Annotated in this window: 14 protein-coding genes; 3 read left to right on the top strand and 11 right to left on the bottom strand. The window is 51.6% G+C overall.

What is annotated here, in order from left to right; all coding sequences use genetic code 11:
* Positions 1-101: 101 nt before the first annotated feature.
* On the bottom strand, positions 102-836 hold the full coding sequence (locus MKY86_RS02350; protein WP_143803892.1) for a hypothetical protein: 735 nt from the start codon (positions 834-836) through the stop codon (positions 102-104).
* Positions 837-988: 152 nt separating this feature from the next.
* Between MKY86_RS02350 and MKY86_RS02345 the strand changes: the two genes are divergently transcribed.
* On the top strand, positions 989-1,591 hold the full coding sequence (locus MKY86_RS02345; RefSeq protein ID WP_083685744.1) for a DUF4304 domain-containing protein: 603 nt from the start codon (positions 989-991) through the stop codon (positions 1,589-1,591).
* Between the two features lie 86 nt (positions 1,592-1,677).
* On the opposite strand, the gene MKY86_RS02340 is transcribed toward MKY86_RS02345, so the two are convergent.
* From MKY86_RS02340 to MKY86_RS02315, 6 genes are all read right to left on the bottom strand, one after another.
* Complete coding sequence (locus tag MKY86_RS02340) at positions 1,678-2,847, bottom strand: DUF4317 domain-containing protein (RefSeq protein ID WP_036730773.1); 1,170 nt, start codon at positions 2,845-2,847, stop codon at positions 1,678-1,680.
* Positions 2,848-3,027: 180 nt separating this feature from the next.
* Complete coding sequence (locus tag MKY86_RS02335) at positions 3,028-3,528, bottom strand: hypothetical protein (protein WP_340756915.1); 501 nt, start codon at positions 3,526-3,528, stop codon at positions 3,028-3,030.
* A 145-nt stretch (positions 3,529-3,673) separates the two neighbouring features.
* Positions 3,674-4,531 carry a hypothetical protein gene (locus MKY86_RS02330; protein WP_076085486.1) on the bottom strand — a complete coding sequence of 286 codons (858 nt, stop codon included), beginning with the start codon at positions 4,529-4,531 and terminating at the stop codon, positions 3,674-3,676.
* 341 nt (positions 4,532-4,872) lie between these two features.
* The gene (locus tag MKY86_RS02325; RefSeq protein ID WP_076085483.1) at positions 4,873-6,420 is read right to left on the bottom strand and encodes a sensor domain-containing diguanylate cyclase; all 1,548 of its coding nucleotides are present in this window, start codon (positions 6,418-6,420) and stop codon (positions 4,873-4,875) included.
* A 73-nt stretch (positions 6,421-6,493) separates the two neighbouring features.
* Positions 6,494-8,248 carry an ABC transporter ATP-binding protein gene (locus tag MKY86_RS02320; RefSeq protein ID WP_076085480.1) on the bottom strand — a complete coding sequence of 585 codons (1,755 nt, stop codon included), beginning with the start codon at positions 8,246-8,248 and terminating at the stop codon, positions 6,494-6,496.
* On the bottom strand, positions 8,245-9,978 hold the full coding sequence (locus tag MKY86_RS02315) for an ABC transporter ATP-binding protein (protein WP_340825949.1): 1,734 nt from the start codon (positions 9,976-9,978) through the stop codon (positions 8,245-8,247). The genes MKY86_RS02320 and MKY86_RS02315 overlap by 4 nt, the downstream gene beginning before the upstream one ends.
* Positions 9,979-10,147: 169 nt before the next feature.
* On the opposite strand from MKY86_RS02315, the gene MKY86_RS02310 reads away from it, so the two are divergent.
* Positions 10,148-10,351, top strand: coding sequence for a helix-turn-helix transcriptional regulator (locus tag MKY86_RS02310; protein WP_036730779.1), 204 nt, complete (start codon positions 10,148-10,150; stop codon positions 10,349-10,351).
* Positions 10,351-10,782, top strand: coding sequence for a hypothetical protein (locus tag MKY86_RS02305; protein WP_076085474.1), 432 nt, complete (start codon positions 10,351-10,353; stop codon positions 10,780-10,782). Before MKY86_RS02310 ends, MKY86_RS02305 begins: the two co-directional genes overlap by 1 nt.
* 31 nt (positions 10,783-10,813) lie before the next feature.
* On the opposite strand, the gene MKY86_RS02300 is transcribed toward MKY86_RS02305, so the two are convergent.
* The 4 genes from MKY86_RS02300 to MKY86_RS02285 all read right to left on the bottom strand — a co-directional run bounded on the left by MKY86_RS02300 (position 10,814) and on the right by MKY86_RS02285 (position 16,435).
* Positions 10,814-12,535: an AraC family transcriptional regulator gene (locus tag MKY86_RS02300; protein ID WP_076085471.1), complete on the bottom strand. Its 1,722-nt coding sequence runs from the start codon at positions 12,533-12,535 to the stop codon at positions 10,814-10,816.
* Between the two features lie 51 nt (positions 12,536-12,586).
* A complete protein-coding gene (locus MKY86_RS02295) occupies positions 12,587-13,354 on the bottom strand; it encodes a (2Fe-2S)-binding protein (protein ID WP_076085468.1) in 768 nt (255 codons plus the stop codon).
* Between the two features lies 1 nt (position 13,355).
* Positions 13,356-14,405 (bottom strand): ABC transporter substrate-binding protein, encoded by a 1,050-nt coding sequence (locus tag MKY86_RS02290; protein ID WP_076085465.1) that lies wholly within the window; start codon positions 14,403-14,405, stop codon positions 13,356-13,358.
* An 872-nt stretch (positions 14,406-15,277) separates the two neighbouring features.
* Positions 15,278-16,435, bottom strand: coding sequence for a 5-methyltetrahydropteroyltriglutamate--homocysteine methyltransferase (locus MKY86_RS02285; protein WP_076085462.1), 1,158 nt, complete (start codon positions 16,433-16,435; stop codon positions 15,278-15,280).
* Positions 16,436-16,570: the final 135 nt, after the last annotated feature.

Raw genomic sequence — 16,570 nt, 5'->3', positions numbered from 1 at the left:
GCGCTCTTGCAAAAGAACTCCAGCTTCGCAACATGATGCGTTACCATACGCTCAAAAAAGCCCGCTCTGTCGATTGAACAGAACGGGCTGATAAATATCCTCTACATTTCTTCCACATACCGTTTGGCATCTCCAAGGGGAAGATCGGTATGCTGGCGGACCAGCTTGATGGCCAAAATGAGCTGTCCATCCTTTTTTAACTGCCGGACATGCTCCTGGACCTCTTCGGGAACGACCTTCAGTGTAGTGCCTGCTGCCTCCCGGCGCTTCAGTTCAGCCGCTACCCGCTGCTCCACCTCCGGCGTCAACACCTCGTCTACCGTCGCGGCAGGCACCGGCCAGCGTTCTGGCTTATTCCCCCGGATTGCTGCAAGCAAAGTACCTACAATCGAGTAGAGCACCAAATACTGGGCGCATCGGTACAAGTACAACCATACGGTACTTAGCGTAACCATTTCCCCGCCTGGCTTCAGAATGGAGAGGTTATCCGAAATGACGTACTGGCCTGGCGCATAATTATTGACATCCTGGTCCAGCTGCAATTGACCTATAGGAGAGACGATCCATTCCAGCGGCTTGTTGGTTACGGGGTTCCCGGCCGTGTCGATCATCATGCCCAAGAACGAGAAGAGGGCGACGGCAAAGACCAAATAAGTGGACCAATTCAACCTTTTGACTAACACCACCATACTGAACACAACCAGCAAAGTCAGACTTCTTATGTAATCGTTATGTAGGAATAATTGAAAAACTACCGGCAGCCCCCATCCGAACAGCAGCACCATCACAGCCGCAAACCCAAAGAAAAACAATAAAGTCTTAACATTCTTCTTCACTTCCTGCATTCTCCTTTCCTGCCTCCTATCCTATATTTACCCAGAATGAAGTCATTTGAGGCGATCCTGTTTATAGTACAATTATAGCTGTCAGCCGACACGTTATAATATGCAGCCTATAATTAACCCAGGTGAAGGAGGATTTACTTACTATGAATGAATTGTTAGATATGAAGGAATTGTTCAAGCAGATCATCAAGCAGGACGTCAAACCTTTGTTCTCCGCACAGGGCTATCGTACAAAAGATTTGAATTTCTTCAAAACAGAGGGCCAACTCAGCTATAAAATCAATATCCAGAAATTCAAGTACAATACACACAAGCAACTCAGCTTCTATGTGAATTACAATCTTCATTCCGAAGAGCTTGCGCAATATAGGCCAGCTGTGTCTCTGGGCTTGGCTCACTTCTATACCCGGATCGGGAACATCGTCCCCGCCGCCCCGGAACGCTACTTCCTGACGCCGGAGGTAGATGTGGACAGGTTCACGGCAGACCTGCTGCTCCACTTGGATCAGGGTCTTCAATTCTTGTACACCCTAAACGATGCCAGGGCCATTATTGAATACTATATGCAGCGGACAGCACTGCATTTAAGTGAGGAGACCTTCGGGTTCCTGCTGGATACAGGGGATACAGAGACTGCGGAGCAATATCTGAAGCAGCTCCAAGCGAAATACGGCGCCGAGAAGCGCTGGGCGATTTGGGAGAAGAAGTTTGCGGCGGTCTGGGAGAAATACGGAAGCTCTTCCTAGCGCAACCACCCTCCACAAATAAAAGGGCTTCCCGCTCTCGTAAGGAGACATCGGGATAGCCCTTTTTCAATATACATGTGTACAGGTTAGGATAAGTTCTCTGTCAGCAGCGTAAAGCCTTCAATCACCGCATCTTCATCAATCTCAATCATGATGCAGCGCTTGCCCTGATAATTCACCTGCCGCACATATCTCAGGTCCTGCGGGCTGATCGTGATGGATGCAACCTTCGTATCGATCTTGATCGACTTGGAGGTGAACTTAGGGATGACGCTGCTGGCCTTCAGCTCATAATGCTTATTGTCCACGATGGTCTCGAACGCGCGCTCCACCTTCTCCGCCGTCACATCCTCCACACCGCTGGCCTTCAGCACACGCTCCACATCGCGGTAATCAAGTCTCGGCGGTTCTTCCTCCTCCGCGTTGTCCTCAATGACCTGGTGAATCTCCTCGTACACCTGAGCAATGGTCGCCACATCGATCTGTTCGCCCGCCACTTCCTTCACGATATCCTCAAAAATAGACCGTTCCTCCAGCGCCGTCACCGACCGCTCCGCATTCAGCACCTGCTCGATGAACTGCGGGTTCGGATTATTCGCGCTTCCCGTGCAGTACAGCACCCGGTTGATATCCGAATAGTTGTCGGTCACACTCGGGTAGAAGAAGCCCTGCTCCGGCGTGCTGAGCTTGATGATGGGATCCACCATGATATTGTATTTGAACTCCCGCTCCACATAATCGAACAAAAGCGTCTTACGCTGCTGCTCCGTGGAATTCACGCTGCACAAAATGAACGGATGCGCGAATACCTCGTCCTTCCCGGTCTCCTCGGCCTCATCATTACGCGCCTTGGTCGGCCGGAAGTATTGTCCCCGCACGAAGGTGATGACCGCATCCTTCTCATACTTGGCATCCACCAGCATTTTGTCCACCAGCATGAGCATCAGGTCCTGCCACTCCTCCGGGTCACCGGTTATCAGCCCCTGGTGCAGCATCACTTGCGACGGCTCCTCTGCTTCCTCCAGGAACTTCAGCTCGAACAGCTTCTGGTCCAGCTCGCCCGTCAGCAGCTTCCGGAAGTTACTCATATACAGCTCCTGCTTCTCGCGTTCCAGCATGGCGAACGGCTGGCGTTCGAAGTGGTAGATTTCATTCGTTTCTTTCATAATATAGACATTCAGAATATCGTACAGATTCAGCTGATCATGGTCCATCTTGAACTGCTTGCGTATATGTGCGGCTTCTTTCTTGATCATGGTATGTGACACAGCTCCTAAGTAATTGATTGGTTAGGCAGTAGCCTCCTTAATTATAGCACGTACGTTCTCCATGCAGTGAAAATTCCGATTTTGCTCCTCACCTCAATGAAGGTGAATTCTCAACGTTGGTGATAATAAAACCCCTTCCGGCGAAGGGGTTTCATTTATCAGTTCTATTCATTTTTTGTAGGCGGCTTCAAGGTCCAGTAGATTCTTATCCGAGATTACCTGGTAATTACCAGCCTGTTGGGGAAATTCCAGACTTGCCATAACTTCAGCTTTGAACAATCCATTCTCACTCTCTACTGTCTTGTCTGTTCCTGAAGATATCTTAATTAAGACCCATCCGGTGCGATAATTTTCCTCCTTGCGGATAATGCTGATCCATGAATCTTCAACATCGGCAGGCTGTATCTGCGGGTCTCCGTAGAGGTAGTTCCAGTAGAAGCGTTCCCCGGATTTCTTAGTGTTTCCTCCTTTGCTGAGGCTTTCAAGCTTCCCCCCAGCATCAACACATAAGTAAGCAGTATCTCCAGATAATTCATAGATAACATCATCACTGCCACGCAGCTCAAACAGAATACCTGGAGTTACGCTGATTGCTGGCGACCACCCAGCATTCCAGGATATATCAACTATTTCGTCAGCAGGCACATCAACAGCATTCAGTTCCTTCACTTTTTCCTCCGTATTGAGCGAGCACCCGGTACCAATCAGTGCCAGAGTAAGGACTACGCAGATAAATCCCCACCTTAATCTGCCACCTTTGATTTTGTTAAATCTTATATTCAGCACCTCCTCTATTCAATTTAGAAAATTAAGATCAGATTGCAGGCTCCATCTTGTTAGGCTGGGGCCCAGGACCGTTTTTTGCCCAATAAATAATATAATAAATAGAGCTATCGTATGTTATGTTCCCTGGGTTACTTATATTATTTACAGAATATTCATTTGTCCAGGTGGTATATCCTGGGGACGAATAATTCCATCTTAAAGGATTGGTCCCCCCAGGTTTATGTGTCCAATCGCTACCTGATAGATCACCTTTCATGAAATGATAATCTACGCTGCCTTTTCTAATAGCAACTACTTTTTGATAATTAGCTAGTGGCGAAGGTTTAGTGGTTGTTTTATAACCCCAATATCCAAGAGTATTCAAATCATCAACTACTAAATCCGCCATACTAGCTATAGGTAAACTCATACTGAAACCCTGACCTGAATGATAGCCTGGATTTTGGAATACATGCACACCAATAGAATATCCATAACAATTATATCCGGTATAGCTGTTTGACCATGATCCTATCACTGTGCTATTTATTAATGAATAGCTGGCTTTAGCAGAGCTTTTTGAGGAAGAGACATCGAGAATCCTCCTAGCCAACTCCGCTAGTTCTGTATAATTATATGGGATGTGGTCCTCATTTACTACTCCCCGCTCAATGTCCGAAACGATTGTTTTCACAGCATTCTCAGTGTATTCATTCTGTTCTAATCCCTCAGGCAAGATCAGCCCGTTATCAACGAGGGTATCCAGTAAATTATCGCTGCTTAATTGTGCAAGCCTCTCTATTGCTAATGGATTAGCCTCAGCATTCACTTGATTTGCCGGGAATGCGAAGACAAATAACAACATGATTACCAAGAACCCAGAGAGCATTTTCAAACTTTTTTTCATAACTATCCCTCCTAATTTTCATTTGACTTAAACACAAAACTAATAGCAAGCATCTCTATTAAAATCACCTCCTATTACAATCATACATAACAAATCAAAAAATGTAATAATTTACATAAAAATTCCATGTTTTTATTTTCTGCGAATGCTAAAAAGCCTTTTCTGCCATTGAACAGAAAAGGCCACTCCGACATCAAAACATATCTACTACACAATAACCATATCCAACTATCGCCTGTTAATCCGAATGCAGCGGGGGGCTTACGATATCAAGGACCTTTGCCTTATCAGACAGGAATTGCCGCACAGTCTCCTCAATTAAATCCATCCCTCCGCCAATCTCAAATCTCATGATTTCCCTCCGCCTCTCCCCGCTTGATCGCATACATCCGCTTGTCGGCTTGGCGCAAAAGAGCATCCGGAGCCGTTCCGTCCTGCGGATACAAGCTGATGCCGATGCTCATATCGATCTTCAGCTCTTCGCCTTCATAATCCAGCGTGGCCTGTGCAGCCTCCGCCAGCAGCCGGTGCTCCAGCTCTGCGGCGGTCAGCCCATCCCGGCCCACGGGGCAGAACAGCACGAATTCGTCGCCGCCGAAGCGGGCCGCCAGCCCGTCCGGCTGAACCACCTGATGGATCATGGCCGCTACCTTGCATAACATCTGGTCTCCGGCCTCATGACCCCAGCGGTCGTTCACCTGCTTGAACCGGTCGAGATCAAGTAGGAGGATGGCTACTTCCCCGCCGCCGCGCTCTGCTTCTGCAAGAGTCTCCTCCAGCTTATCATAGAATTGCCTGCGGTTCGGCAGCCCTGTGAGCGGATCATGGTAGGCCATGAAGGCAATCTGCCGTACATGCTGATTGCGCAGCCGGATGTCCCGGATGAGCAGCACCGCATGAATCTCATGATCCACGGTCACGTAATCTCCGTTAATCATCACCTCGACCGGACTCTCCCCGTTATGCAGAACCATTTCCAGCTCACCGATATCGTCCTGTGCCTTAAGCTTCGCCACGATCTCTGCACCGCCCAGATCGGTAAGGTTAGCCTTCCCTAGGGCTGGGCGGTCAAACATCTTACCGGCACTCGGATTCGCTTCCTTAATGCTGCCTGACAACGAGACGAGCAGCGCAGCCTGTGAATTGATCTGGAACATCTTCTTGTAGCGCTGCCCCGCATGATTAAGGAACTCATACCGCTGCATGGACAGCCGCAGCACGAAGCACCAGATCAGTCCTCCGTAGATATACGTATAAGGCGGCAGCACTTCATTGAAGCGGAAATAGCCGAACACCGCTACCCAGAGGAATGTCACCCAGGAGCCATACTCCAGCAGCTTGAAGATACCGCCATGCTCCTGATAATCAGGATCGGCGGCACTCCACTTGCGCCTACTTCGCAGCATGACGATGGGGATGAAGCTAAGCAGCAGACTTGCCGTTAAGGTCCCATAGTAGGCTGCATTGGCTATCGGCCATTTCCAGACCCCGGATACCATGAACAGCTGGACGGAGGTATAGGAACGTTGACCAATGAGTCCCGCCGGGATCGCCAGCGTTAGGATATGGAACAGATAGGGGTACCACGGCCGGGACATCCGCTTATGTAAGCCGATTAACCGGGCAATCAGATGGAAGCCCAGCCCTGGAATAAGGATACCGACATTGGCGAACCAGACCGCAGCCAGCAGCGGACTATATTCCATGGGCAGCATATACCGGAAGTACTCCTCCAGGAACATCAGGAAATAGCACAGAATTGTAGCGCTTACCAGACGATGTTCGATCTGCCGCGGGTTGCGCAGCAGCACATCCATTCCCATGTAGAAAAAGAAGAGCATCGGCAGCCAATAAAATACGACAGGTATCCATACATGGGTCGGGCTCATTTCTCTTCTCCTCTACAGTCTGTCACGGACATAGTTAATCTTAATTTTAATATATTACCGGGCGGAGACGCCGTCAATGAACAAGTTCTGTGGTATGGCTTAAGGCGGCGTATTGGCTGTGGAACAGCAGATCATAGGCTTCATTCCGGCCACGCAGGTTAGCATGGGTATCGCAGGCTGCCACCTTCCCGGCTTGCAGAACCAGCACCTTATCACAGTCTTGAATCGTAGAGAGGCGGTGCGCGATCGAGATCATGGTTGTGCCGGCAGACAGACGCTTCAGCTCATTCCTAATGTCACTCTCATTCTCAGGGTCCAGGGCGCTTGTACTTTCATCGAAAATAATAATGTCCCGCTTCTGCAGCAGCGCCCGCGCAATCGACAGCCGCTGCTTCTGGCCCCCAGAGAGCTTCACCCCCTTCTCCCCGATAACCGTATCCAGCCCCTCCTCCAAGGATGTAATATAGTCATAGATATTGGCGCTGCGGCAGCAGGCAATCAGCTCTGCTTCCGTTGCCCCGTCCCTCGCCAGCAGCAGGTTCTCCCGGATCGTCATATTGAACAGAACAGGCTCCTGCACCACGATGCTTATCTTGGCCGCCACACTCCCGCTGTTCACCGCATGCAGATCCGTGCCGCCGATGCTGACGCTCCCTCCCTGAGGCTTCATCTGTCCGGTCAGCAGCCTGGCAAGGGTAGACTTGCCGCTGCCGCTCTGCCCTACGATGGCTAGATGTTCCCCCTTCCCCACCGAGAACGAAATCCCGTCCAGTGCGAAGGCATCCTTCCCCTCATAGCGGAACCACAAATTCTGAACCTCAATCTTTTGTCCGCTAATGCGTTTGTAAGGCCGCTGGTCCGCCTCTGCCTGTAACAGTCCGATCACTTTACTGATATTCACCGAATCATTCTTGTAATTCATCAGGCCATTGCTGATCGTCTCGATGAACCCGAAGAACTGCCCGTAGAAGCTGATGAACACCAGCAGCACACCGACCTCCGAGTAGCCCTTAATCACGAAGAGTCCGCCAATGAAATAGATGAACAGCTGGGTAATGAAGTTCTTGGTGAAGAACGAATACGTAACGCCCAGGTGCTGGTAGAGCTGGCTGCGGAACCACACCGGACGAATAGCCGCATAATGCCCGTTCAATTCCTCTAGCTGGGCCACCTCCAGGTTATTGGTCTTAATATCCTTCCAGTTCTGCAGACTCGCATGTAAAAAAGATTCGTATCTGTTCTGCAGCCTCCAGAGCTCCTCCCCCGCCTTCCTCGTCTTCTCGCCCAGGAGATTCACGGTCAGCAGGGAGACCGGAACGAAGACGAAGCTGAGGAGGGCGATCCGCCAGTCATAGCTTACAAGAATCGCAGCCAGCACAGCAGCATACAGGACAGCGTAGCTGAAATCTAACAGATGTACCGTGAAGAACCGCCCGGCTGCAGCTGAATCCTGCTCGATCCGGCTTTTCAGATCACCAATGCTGTACCCGCTATACTCCTCATAATCCAGGCTGTGCACTCTATTCAGCAGTTTGCGCTTAAGCCTGAGGTCATACTTCAGAAGCAGCTGGTTGTAGTAGCGCTTGCTGACCGCAATCCCGGCCGTCGTAAGCACGAATACTCCCAGATAACCCGCGATAACCGGCCATAGCCCACTCAGCTGCTTCTCCACCAGCACGCGGTTGACGAGCAGAGAGTACAGGAATAACGGAAGCAGTCCGCAGACCAGATTCCACAGCTTGAACAGCACGAGCGCCAGCAGCGGCTTACGGACACCTTCAATTCCCTGAGTCAGCGCTTTATAGGCGGCCCATCTTGTCATAGTCATACCGCTTCGCCTCCTGCACGCTGTTCGCTGAATAGATCTATATACGTTTTGTTGCTTCTGATCAATACATCGTGAGTATCGTAGCCTGTGACCCGGCCATCCTCCAGCACTGCAATCCGGTCACAGCCTCTAAGCGTGGACAGCCGATGGGCGATGATGATCAGCGTCCGGTCTTGCGCAAGCTCACCGGTCATCTGCCGGATCAGCGCTTCATTCTTGCTGTCGAGGGACGAAGTCGCTTCATCGAAGACCAGAATTTTCGGATTCTTGACCAGGATTCGCGCAATAGCCAGACGCTGCTTTTGGCCGCCCGATAATTCCTGCCCGGAAGTCCCCAGCACCGTGTCCAGCCCGTCCGGCAGATTCAGGACCAGCTCATACAGCGCAGCTCTCTTAAGTGCTTCGAGTAACAGGCTATCCTGATCACGGTTATTCGTAAAAGACAGATTATACCGCAGCGTGTTATCGTACAGAACCGTCTCCTGATGGACCACGCCCACCTGACTCCGCAAGCTGTGCAGGTTATATTCATTCACGTTGCGGCCATCGATCAGAAGCTCGCCGCCGTCAACGGGATACAGGCTACAGAGCAGGCTTCCTAGCGTTGTTTTCCCGGCTCCGCTCCTTCCGGCAATGCCCACGGTGCTTCCTCCCTCGACACGGAGATTGAACCCGTCCAGTACCGGCCTCTCCTCCGTATATCCGAAGCTGACATTACGAAATTCAATCGTCCCCTCCTTAATCAGTGTGGGCAGACGGGCTTCCCTGTAGTCCTCTTCCTCTTCATTCAGAAGCTCCGCAACACGCTGCAGGGATACATTCTGGCCCCAGGTATCGGTAATCTTGCTATTGATCGAGCTGAAGTAGGTCACCGCCATATTGAAATAGCTGGCGGCAGCCACAAAAACACCAAGCTGCATCTGCCCCTTCACAATGAGCCGGGCGCAGATAATGAACAGCAGCAGCTGTGCGGCAAGTGTGATGAATGCATTCACCCGCTCGGTGGATACCTCAATTCTTCCATTATCCACATTCTTGTGATGGATAGAGACTGTCCGCCTGAGAAAGGTACGGGTTACCAGCCTCCCGGCATTCAGCAGCTTGATCTCCCGCATATTGGCCACAATTTCAAATAAGTACGAGGACAGCCTCCCCTGCTCTGCCGCCAGATCCCGGTTGACCCGGAGCGCTCTCTGCTTGAAATATCTGGAGGCCATGAACACCACAGGAACCAGCACCACCGTGAACACGCCCAGCAGGACATGATAATAGAACATGAAGCCCACGGCGAACACAATATGCAGCAGATTGGAATACCCCCACAGTCCGCTCCAGAAGAGGAGATTCATAATGTCCTTAGCATCGCGGTTCATCCGGCTGATCAGATCGCCGCTGTACATCCCGGAGAGATCCTTCCCCTTCTGATGCAGAATCTTGCGGAATAGCGCCCGCCGGATATCGAACACGAACCCCGTCATCATCTGGGAGGAGATCAGATTGTTCAGCGTCGCCACAATGAACTGATTGAACAGGAGAATTCCGGCATAGATCAGGCACAGCTTCAGGAAGGCCTTCAGATTCTGGTCATAAAAAGCGATATTAATCAGCCGTCCGCCTAGGAACGGATATATCAGATTCACCAGGGTCATTAACGTAGTCACAAAGAAACCGCATACAAATACCAGCTTGTGCATCCGTATGAACGTCATTACCCACCGTCTTGCAGTCACTGCCCCACCGCCTTCCATATATTCACAATGAGTATTGTAGCACGGGCGTTCGTATATGAGGAGTGAGTAAATTCTCCATTTTTCTAAAATGGAAAGTCAACTTTACATTTGGATCATCATGCGATACACTCTCCATGTAAAGTTAACTTTCCATAAAGAGAGGGATTCCATGAATAACCGTTTGGAAGAGTTACGCAAGCAGCGCGGAATCAGGCAGGAGGAATTAGCAGCGGCGCTTGAGGTGTCCAGGCAGACGATTGGTTCACTGGAGAACGGTCGCTATAACCCGTCCATCCTGCTCGCGTTCAAGATCGCACGCTATTTCGGACTCAGCATTGAGGAGATTTTTATTTATGAGGAGGAAGAGAATTGATGAAGAAATCCGTCTCGGCTTATCTTCTGGTTATTGCAGGTGTAGTCCTGCTGGCAGGCAGTCTGTACTTCATTAGAACAGTTCAAGAGCCGGAAGGGGTGCTGCGGACACTGCCCTTTATCTGTATCGGACTGGGCTCTGGCCTGTTCGGCAGCGGGATGGGGGAACTCCTCGGACGGCGCGCATTGAAGAATAGCCCCGCCATCGCCAAGCAGATGGAGATTAACAAGCACGATGAACGCAATATCGCCATTGCAACCCGGGCGAAGGCGAAGGCCTATGATATGATGGTTTTTGTATTCGGGGCTTTAATGCTCGCCTTTGCCTTAATGGAGGCTGACCTCACCGTGGTGCTGTTACTGGTATTCGCCTACCTGTTCACGATTGGATACGGCATCTATTACCGGTTCAAGTATGATCGGGAGATGTAATTGGCAGCGGTTCCGTCTGCCGCTAGTCCGCTCAAGCCAGTAACGCCTGGGCCACCTGATCCAGAATGCAGTTGATGCCTGTAGGTCCATAGCAGCCGATCCAGGTAGCCGCATCTACCGGGTATATACGCTGCTGGTCTGTACCCAGCATGCCTCTCACGCTGCACTCTGTACTCGATATCCCCTCCTGCATCTTCTCGTTGCTGAGCAGAAAATAATAATTGGCCTGCACAGCCGGAAGTCTGTCCACGGAGATATGATAGGCCGTGTCAGAGGTGGTGTCCGCCACAAATAACGGGGCAGGCAGGCCAAGGTCGCGGTACAGTACAGCACCTGTGCGGTGAGAAGCCGTGTGTACCCGGACGATGGACTCGCGCGGACGGATCAGAGCCACACTCTTACCCGCGAGTACCGGAGCCAGCTCTGCGGACAGCAATGCCGTACGGCGCAGATAATCGGCAATCATATGCTCTGCCTCCCCCTGCTTGCCGGTCAGTTGGCCGAACAGGCGCAGAATCGTCTGCCAGCTCTCATTACGCTTGAACATGACCGTTGGCGCTACCCGGCTTAAGCGTTCATAGTGCGGAGCATGCACCTCGGTGCAGATAATCAGATCCGGGCACAGCCGTTCAACAGCCAGCAGGTCCGGGTACTCGTAGGTTCCGAGCATTTCCGTTGCCACAAGCCTCTCCCGGAAATAAGCGGGGAAATTCAGCGCCCCGCTTCCGAAGCCTACGCTTCCTGCGGGGGAAATCCCCAGCGCATGCAAATGGTCAGCATATTGGACGTCGAGTACGGCGATCCGCTGCGGAGCAGCGGTAACTCGATATTCGCCCCGCAGATGGAAGATCACCGGACCCTGTGGTGACTCGTGCGGGAAGGCCAAGCGCTCTGACCGTCCCGAAGGAGCGGAGAGCGCAGTTGGATCTGAAGCGGCAGTGCGCCTAAAGAGCTGCGGGGGAACTCCATAATGCTTCTTGAACGCCCTGCTGAAATAATACATGTCGCGGTAGCCTGTCCGCTCAGCGATCTCGCCGATGGAAGCATCCGTATAACGCAGCATCCGCTCTGCGCTCTCCATCCGCAGCCGGATTACGTATTCCATGGGCCCGAGCCGCTTCTCCTGCTTGAACCGCCGCTGGAGCTGCCGCACGCCGCATCCGGCCAGCGCGGCCAGCTCTTTAAGCCCCAGCTCCTGACGATAGTGCCCCTCGATATAGGCGGCAACAACCTCCACCATATCGGGCTCTACCCCGCCCTGACCGCGTTCATGCTCCATAATAAGCTCGTAGAGCATACCTTGCAGCAGCGCATTGGCATGGAAGCGTTCCAGCCCTTCTCCCCGGCTCCATTTGGCGGCAATTCTCTCCGCCGCCATATGCAGCTCCGCCGGGGACCCGGAATGGTGAATGAACGAAGTGCGCAGCGGGTGATTGCGCTGCGGGAAGAGGACATGTGCAGCTCCCGCCACAGGAATGGCCTTGTAGCTAATAGCTGTATAATGAATGTTGTCTGATTCCGCACTCAGAGTGTAGGCTGATCCCTTGGCGGCATGACAAACAAAAGAGGCCTGGACATGGCAGCCTTCACCATTCATCACAAGCCCTCCCTGCCCGCCGATGGCCAGCAGCAGCTGACTTGCCGCCAGTCCCGTTTCGCTAAGCACACCGCCGGGCGGCACAGTACCGCTGCGCACATCAAGCATCTTGACCGCCGTATCACTCCATAGACTTGCCTGTTCTTGTTGCGGCATTTCTCTCATCTCCTGACAACAGTATCCTTTGCTTAACGGATAGACCTGCTGTCATTTTAATTGAGATTCATTCTCATTGTCAATTTTCGGACACTTTCTGCAATATTCCCCGGACATCCGGTAGTAAAAGCAACAGGTAATGCGCTTGCTCTTCGCAACCGGAGCCTCGTCATTCCCCTCGGTGAACCGGGTGAATGGATTGCGTCTTGCGCCGAACAATGCGCCGGGAGCCGTCCGGGTCAGATACACAAAATCCTCTTGCATCCGCAGCCTCTCTTCGCCGGATGAGTCTGCTCCAAGGGCATAGAGCGGGGCAATACGCACCATAATATTCTCCCACAGCACGGCCATGGAGACGGGGCCCACGGTGGCAAGCGTCTGCAGCATCGGCGCAAGCCGTGCCGCAAAATTCTCCTCAATAACAGCTTCGCGCCACACGGCCCTATCCTTCTGTGGTGAGGCTGACTGAAGCCCGTCCAGCGCCAGGAATGGGAATGTCGTCTCTTCTGTAGAAGCCGGATGATAGAGGAAGCTTCTGTTCAGCGGGAAGAAGACTTCACGATTATGAACGGTCATGGCGGTCAGTATTGGCGCGATCCACAGATAGCCGATCCGCTTGGCCAGCATGGAAGCCGCAACCTGCAGGTCCGGCGCACCGATATAATCCTTAAGCCAGCTAACATATTCGCGGCATACCGCTTCATCCTGCAGCTCACTCAGAGCGATGGTACGAACGCTGCCCGCAGGCGGCTCCCCCAGCCTCATCCGGTAATCCTCCGCCAGTTCCCTCCAGAGGGCCGACGACAGATATTGGTCCATCTCAGTTAGCTCCAAGCAGCGCTTCCGAGGCCTGATCTACAATAATATTGATCGCAAGGGGACCATAGTACGCAATCCAGAGCGTTGAATTCACATCATAGGCACGGTTATTCTTAACGGCATCAAGGGATTTCCAGATCGGACTGCTGGCCAGAGCCTCTGCCTCTTTGGCGAACAGATCATCCGAGAGCAGGAAATAGTGATCTGCCCCGATGTCAGAGACAGTCTCCATCGATATTTCAACCGAGGTATCATCTTTGATCGCCTGAACGAACGCAGGTGCATTTAATCCGAGATCCTCATACAGAATGCTTCCTGTCCGGTGCTCGGGACCATGCACCCGAATCCCTTCCGGTCTTGGACGAATCAGCGCCACCGTCTCGTCGCCCAGCTTCGCCGACAGCTGCTCACGCAGTCCGGTGAGTTTGTCCTCATAGGCCTTCTTCACCACTTCAGCCTCTGCCTGCTTGCCTGTTATTGTACCGATGGTAGCCAGTGTATCCCGCCAATCCTCGTAGAAGTCCAAGACGATAGTAGGCGCAATTTTACTCACACTCTCATAAGCTTCTTCCTGAAAATCGGTCATCAAGATCAGATCCGGGTTCAGCGCCACAATGGCTTCCAGATTGGGCTCATCGCGTGTACCCAGGACCTTCACCCCGTCCATCTGAGCACTCAAATATTCCGGGAACTCGTCCTTGGTTCCGGCAACTACGCTGCCTGTCGGCTTCTCTCCAAGCGCGATCAGCTGATCGGCGAATTTCACGTCAAGCACAGCGATCACCTTCGGCTTCTCCGTAAGCGTATATTCGCCCTTGATATGTTTGAAGGTAACCGGGTAGGCTGCTGTAGCCTGTGCCTCCGGTGTTGCCTGCGTCTGTGCTTCAGGCGATGCAGACGGCTGTGCGGCTGTACCTGCATTCGTGCCTCCCCCAGAACCGCAAGCTGTAAGTACCAGTACCAGCGCCAGCATCCATACCATGAATAATCCTGATTGCCCAGCGGCGAATTTCTTCCTGCCGGCCCCTTGTTTCTGTGTTGCTCTGTTCACGCTGACTCCCCCTGTTATGTATTATGTGATAATGATTTTCATTATCATAATTGTTACAGCGAGTATAGCCGATCTGCCGCCTCTGTTTCCATGTACTTTTGCGACATTGCAGCCGGATAAATGCGACATGGTGTTTAGCTATATAAATTGAACTAATGATTTTTTTGTTTTGGGATGGCCGTAACTCCAGAGAAGTTTTGGACTTCCGGCCGCTGTTGTGTTTGAATTTCTTGATTAAAACTGCTGCGCACGGTGGAAATTCAAACACAAAGGCGGACGCTACCGCTCCTACAGTTCCAAAATTCCCCTCCGCCACTTTTCCCTTAACTTAAATTTTCAAGTTTAATCTATATAGCAGGTGATATAGAAGGAAACATTAGGAAATCACCCTACCGGGTGAAGGATGCTTATGCCTTCTTTCACCAGCCGCTTGTATAGAGAATTGCTGCACTTCTTGCAGGATTCCTCCTTACCTATTACTGGCTGAAGTACAATGTTGCATTATTTGCACAAATTTCGGTGTTTAGAGCAGATTAGCGCTGAATTTGTTGCATTTCTTACAGGATTTCAGCATAGACCGCATCTATGGGGCAGTATTGTTGCACTTCCTGCAGGATTTCTCTATAAATGTTACTGGCTGTGGAGCATAGCGCGACGCTTCATCGCAGCAGCACCCAATGTATTCGGATTTCCGTATACATTAGGCAACTTACCTTCGTGGTAGCATATTGTGTTCGGTTTTTCATATACATTCCATCTGCTCCTCATTCAGATGTTTCAAAGACTACTTAGTTTCATAAACAGCAGCAAGCCCGCATCCTGTTGCCAGATGCGGGCTTGCTTTTATGAACAGCTGCTACCTATTAATGAAGTTAAGCCCAGTATTGCTGGGCAATCTTTTGCCCCTGTCTGATCTTCGCCCATTGCTCCGCTTCCGTCAATTCGTTGCCGCCGTCGCAGGACGCGAAGCCGCATTGGTGGGAGAGCAGTAATCTCTCCTTCGGAATGATCGTGGACGCTTCATCCAGCATGCGGAGGACACGGGTCTCATCGTCAAGCGTACTGGTTTTGGAAGACAGCAAGCCAAGTACAATTTCCGTCTCCGGTCTATCCTTGAACACGGCAAGTGCCTCCAGCGAGCCCGCGCGTTCGTCGTCCCACTCCAGGAAGAAGCGGTCGTACTTCAGCTGCTTCAGGAACAGGTTAGCAATCTTCACATAAGAGCCGCCGCCCATATTCCGGGAATCATAATTACCGCGGCAGTTATGGGTCCACATGAGCAGCCCCAGGCTATGTCCGTAATCAATAATGGTGTTGTTAATATCGATGAACTCTGTGGCGAGACTCTGTACTTCCTCGTGGTTGATTTTCTCACCGGTAAATGGCGAATTCGGATTATCGTCCGCGAACAGCTCCCAGAGGCAGTCGTCGAATTGCAGAATCTTACCGCCAGCGGCTGCGAATTCCCCTACGAAATCCTTATACGCCGTCACCAGACCCGCCTTCAGCTCATCACGGTTCTGGTACACTGCACCCTCGCCGCCAAGGTTATCCGACCAGGACAGCTCTCCGAAGATATGGGACGGTGAAGGCACGCACAGCTTCGTCTCCCGGTCTCCCGCATGCTCCTGAAGCTGGCGGTAGGCCTGAAGGAAGTGGTGATTCTTCCCGCCGAGTTCACCTGTGATGCGCAGACCGATGTCTTTTCGCGTCTCGTATTTGGAGGTGCCGTCAATGTCTCTGAAGAAATACCCGTGAGGCGCAATATAGCGCTGAATCCCCTGGAAGCCCCACACGAAGTCCAGATGCCACATCGACTTGGAGTACTCCCCATCCGTCAGAATGCTCAGCCCATTCTCGCTCGCTTGCTCGACTACCGACTGAATCGCCTTCGCCTCACACTGCTCATAGCCCTGGAAATCCTCGTAAAAAGGATACTGGATATCGTCCCGGTGTTCGATTTGCTGCTTATATTCTAATAGCTCCGCCGGACGCAGCAGGCTGCCTACGATCTGAAATCTATCACACATGATTAGCCCTCCTCTAATTCCACTGTTCTGTCTTTGTGTATAAATTCTAGCATGGAGTGCGGCCTTAGGAGTAACACTTATAACTGATACCTGGCTATAGGGAGAAGTTATACGCTCTTTGCGCTGCCGTAATAC

Origin of the sequence: Paenibacillus sp. FSL R7-0333 (genome assembly GCF_038000365.1) — a bacterium.
Classification (GTDB): Bacteria; Bacillota; Bacilli; order Paenibacillales; family Paenibacillaceae; genus Paenibacillus_AQ; species Paenibacillus_AQ silagei.
The sequence above is the reverse complement of the archived record's forward strand: the minus strand, read 5'-3'. Positions and strand labels throughout refer to the sequence as shown.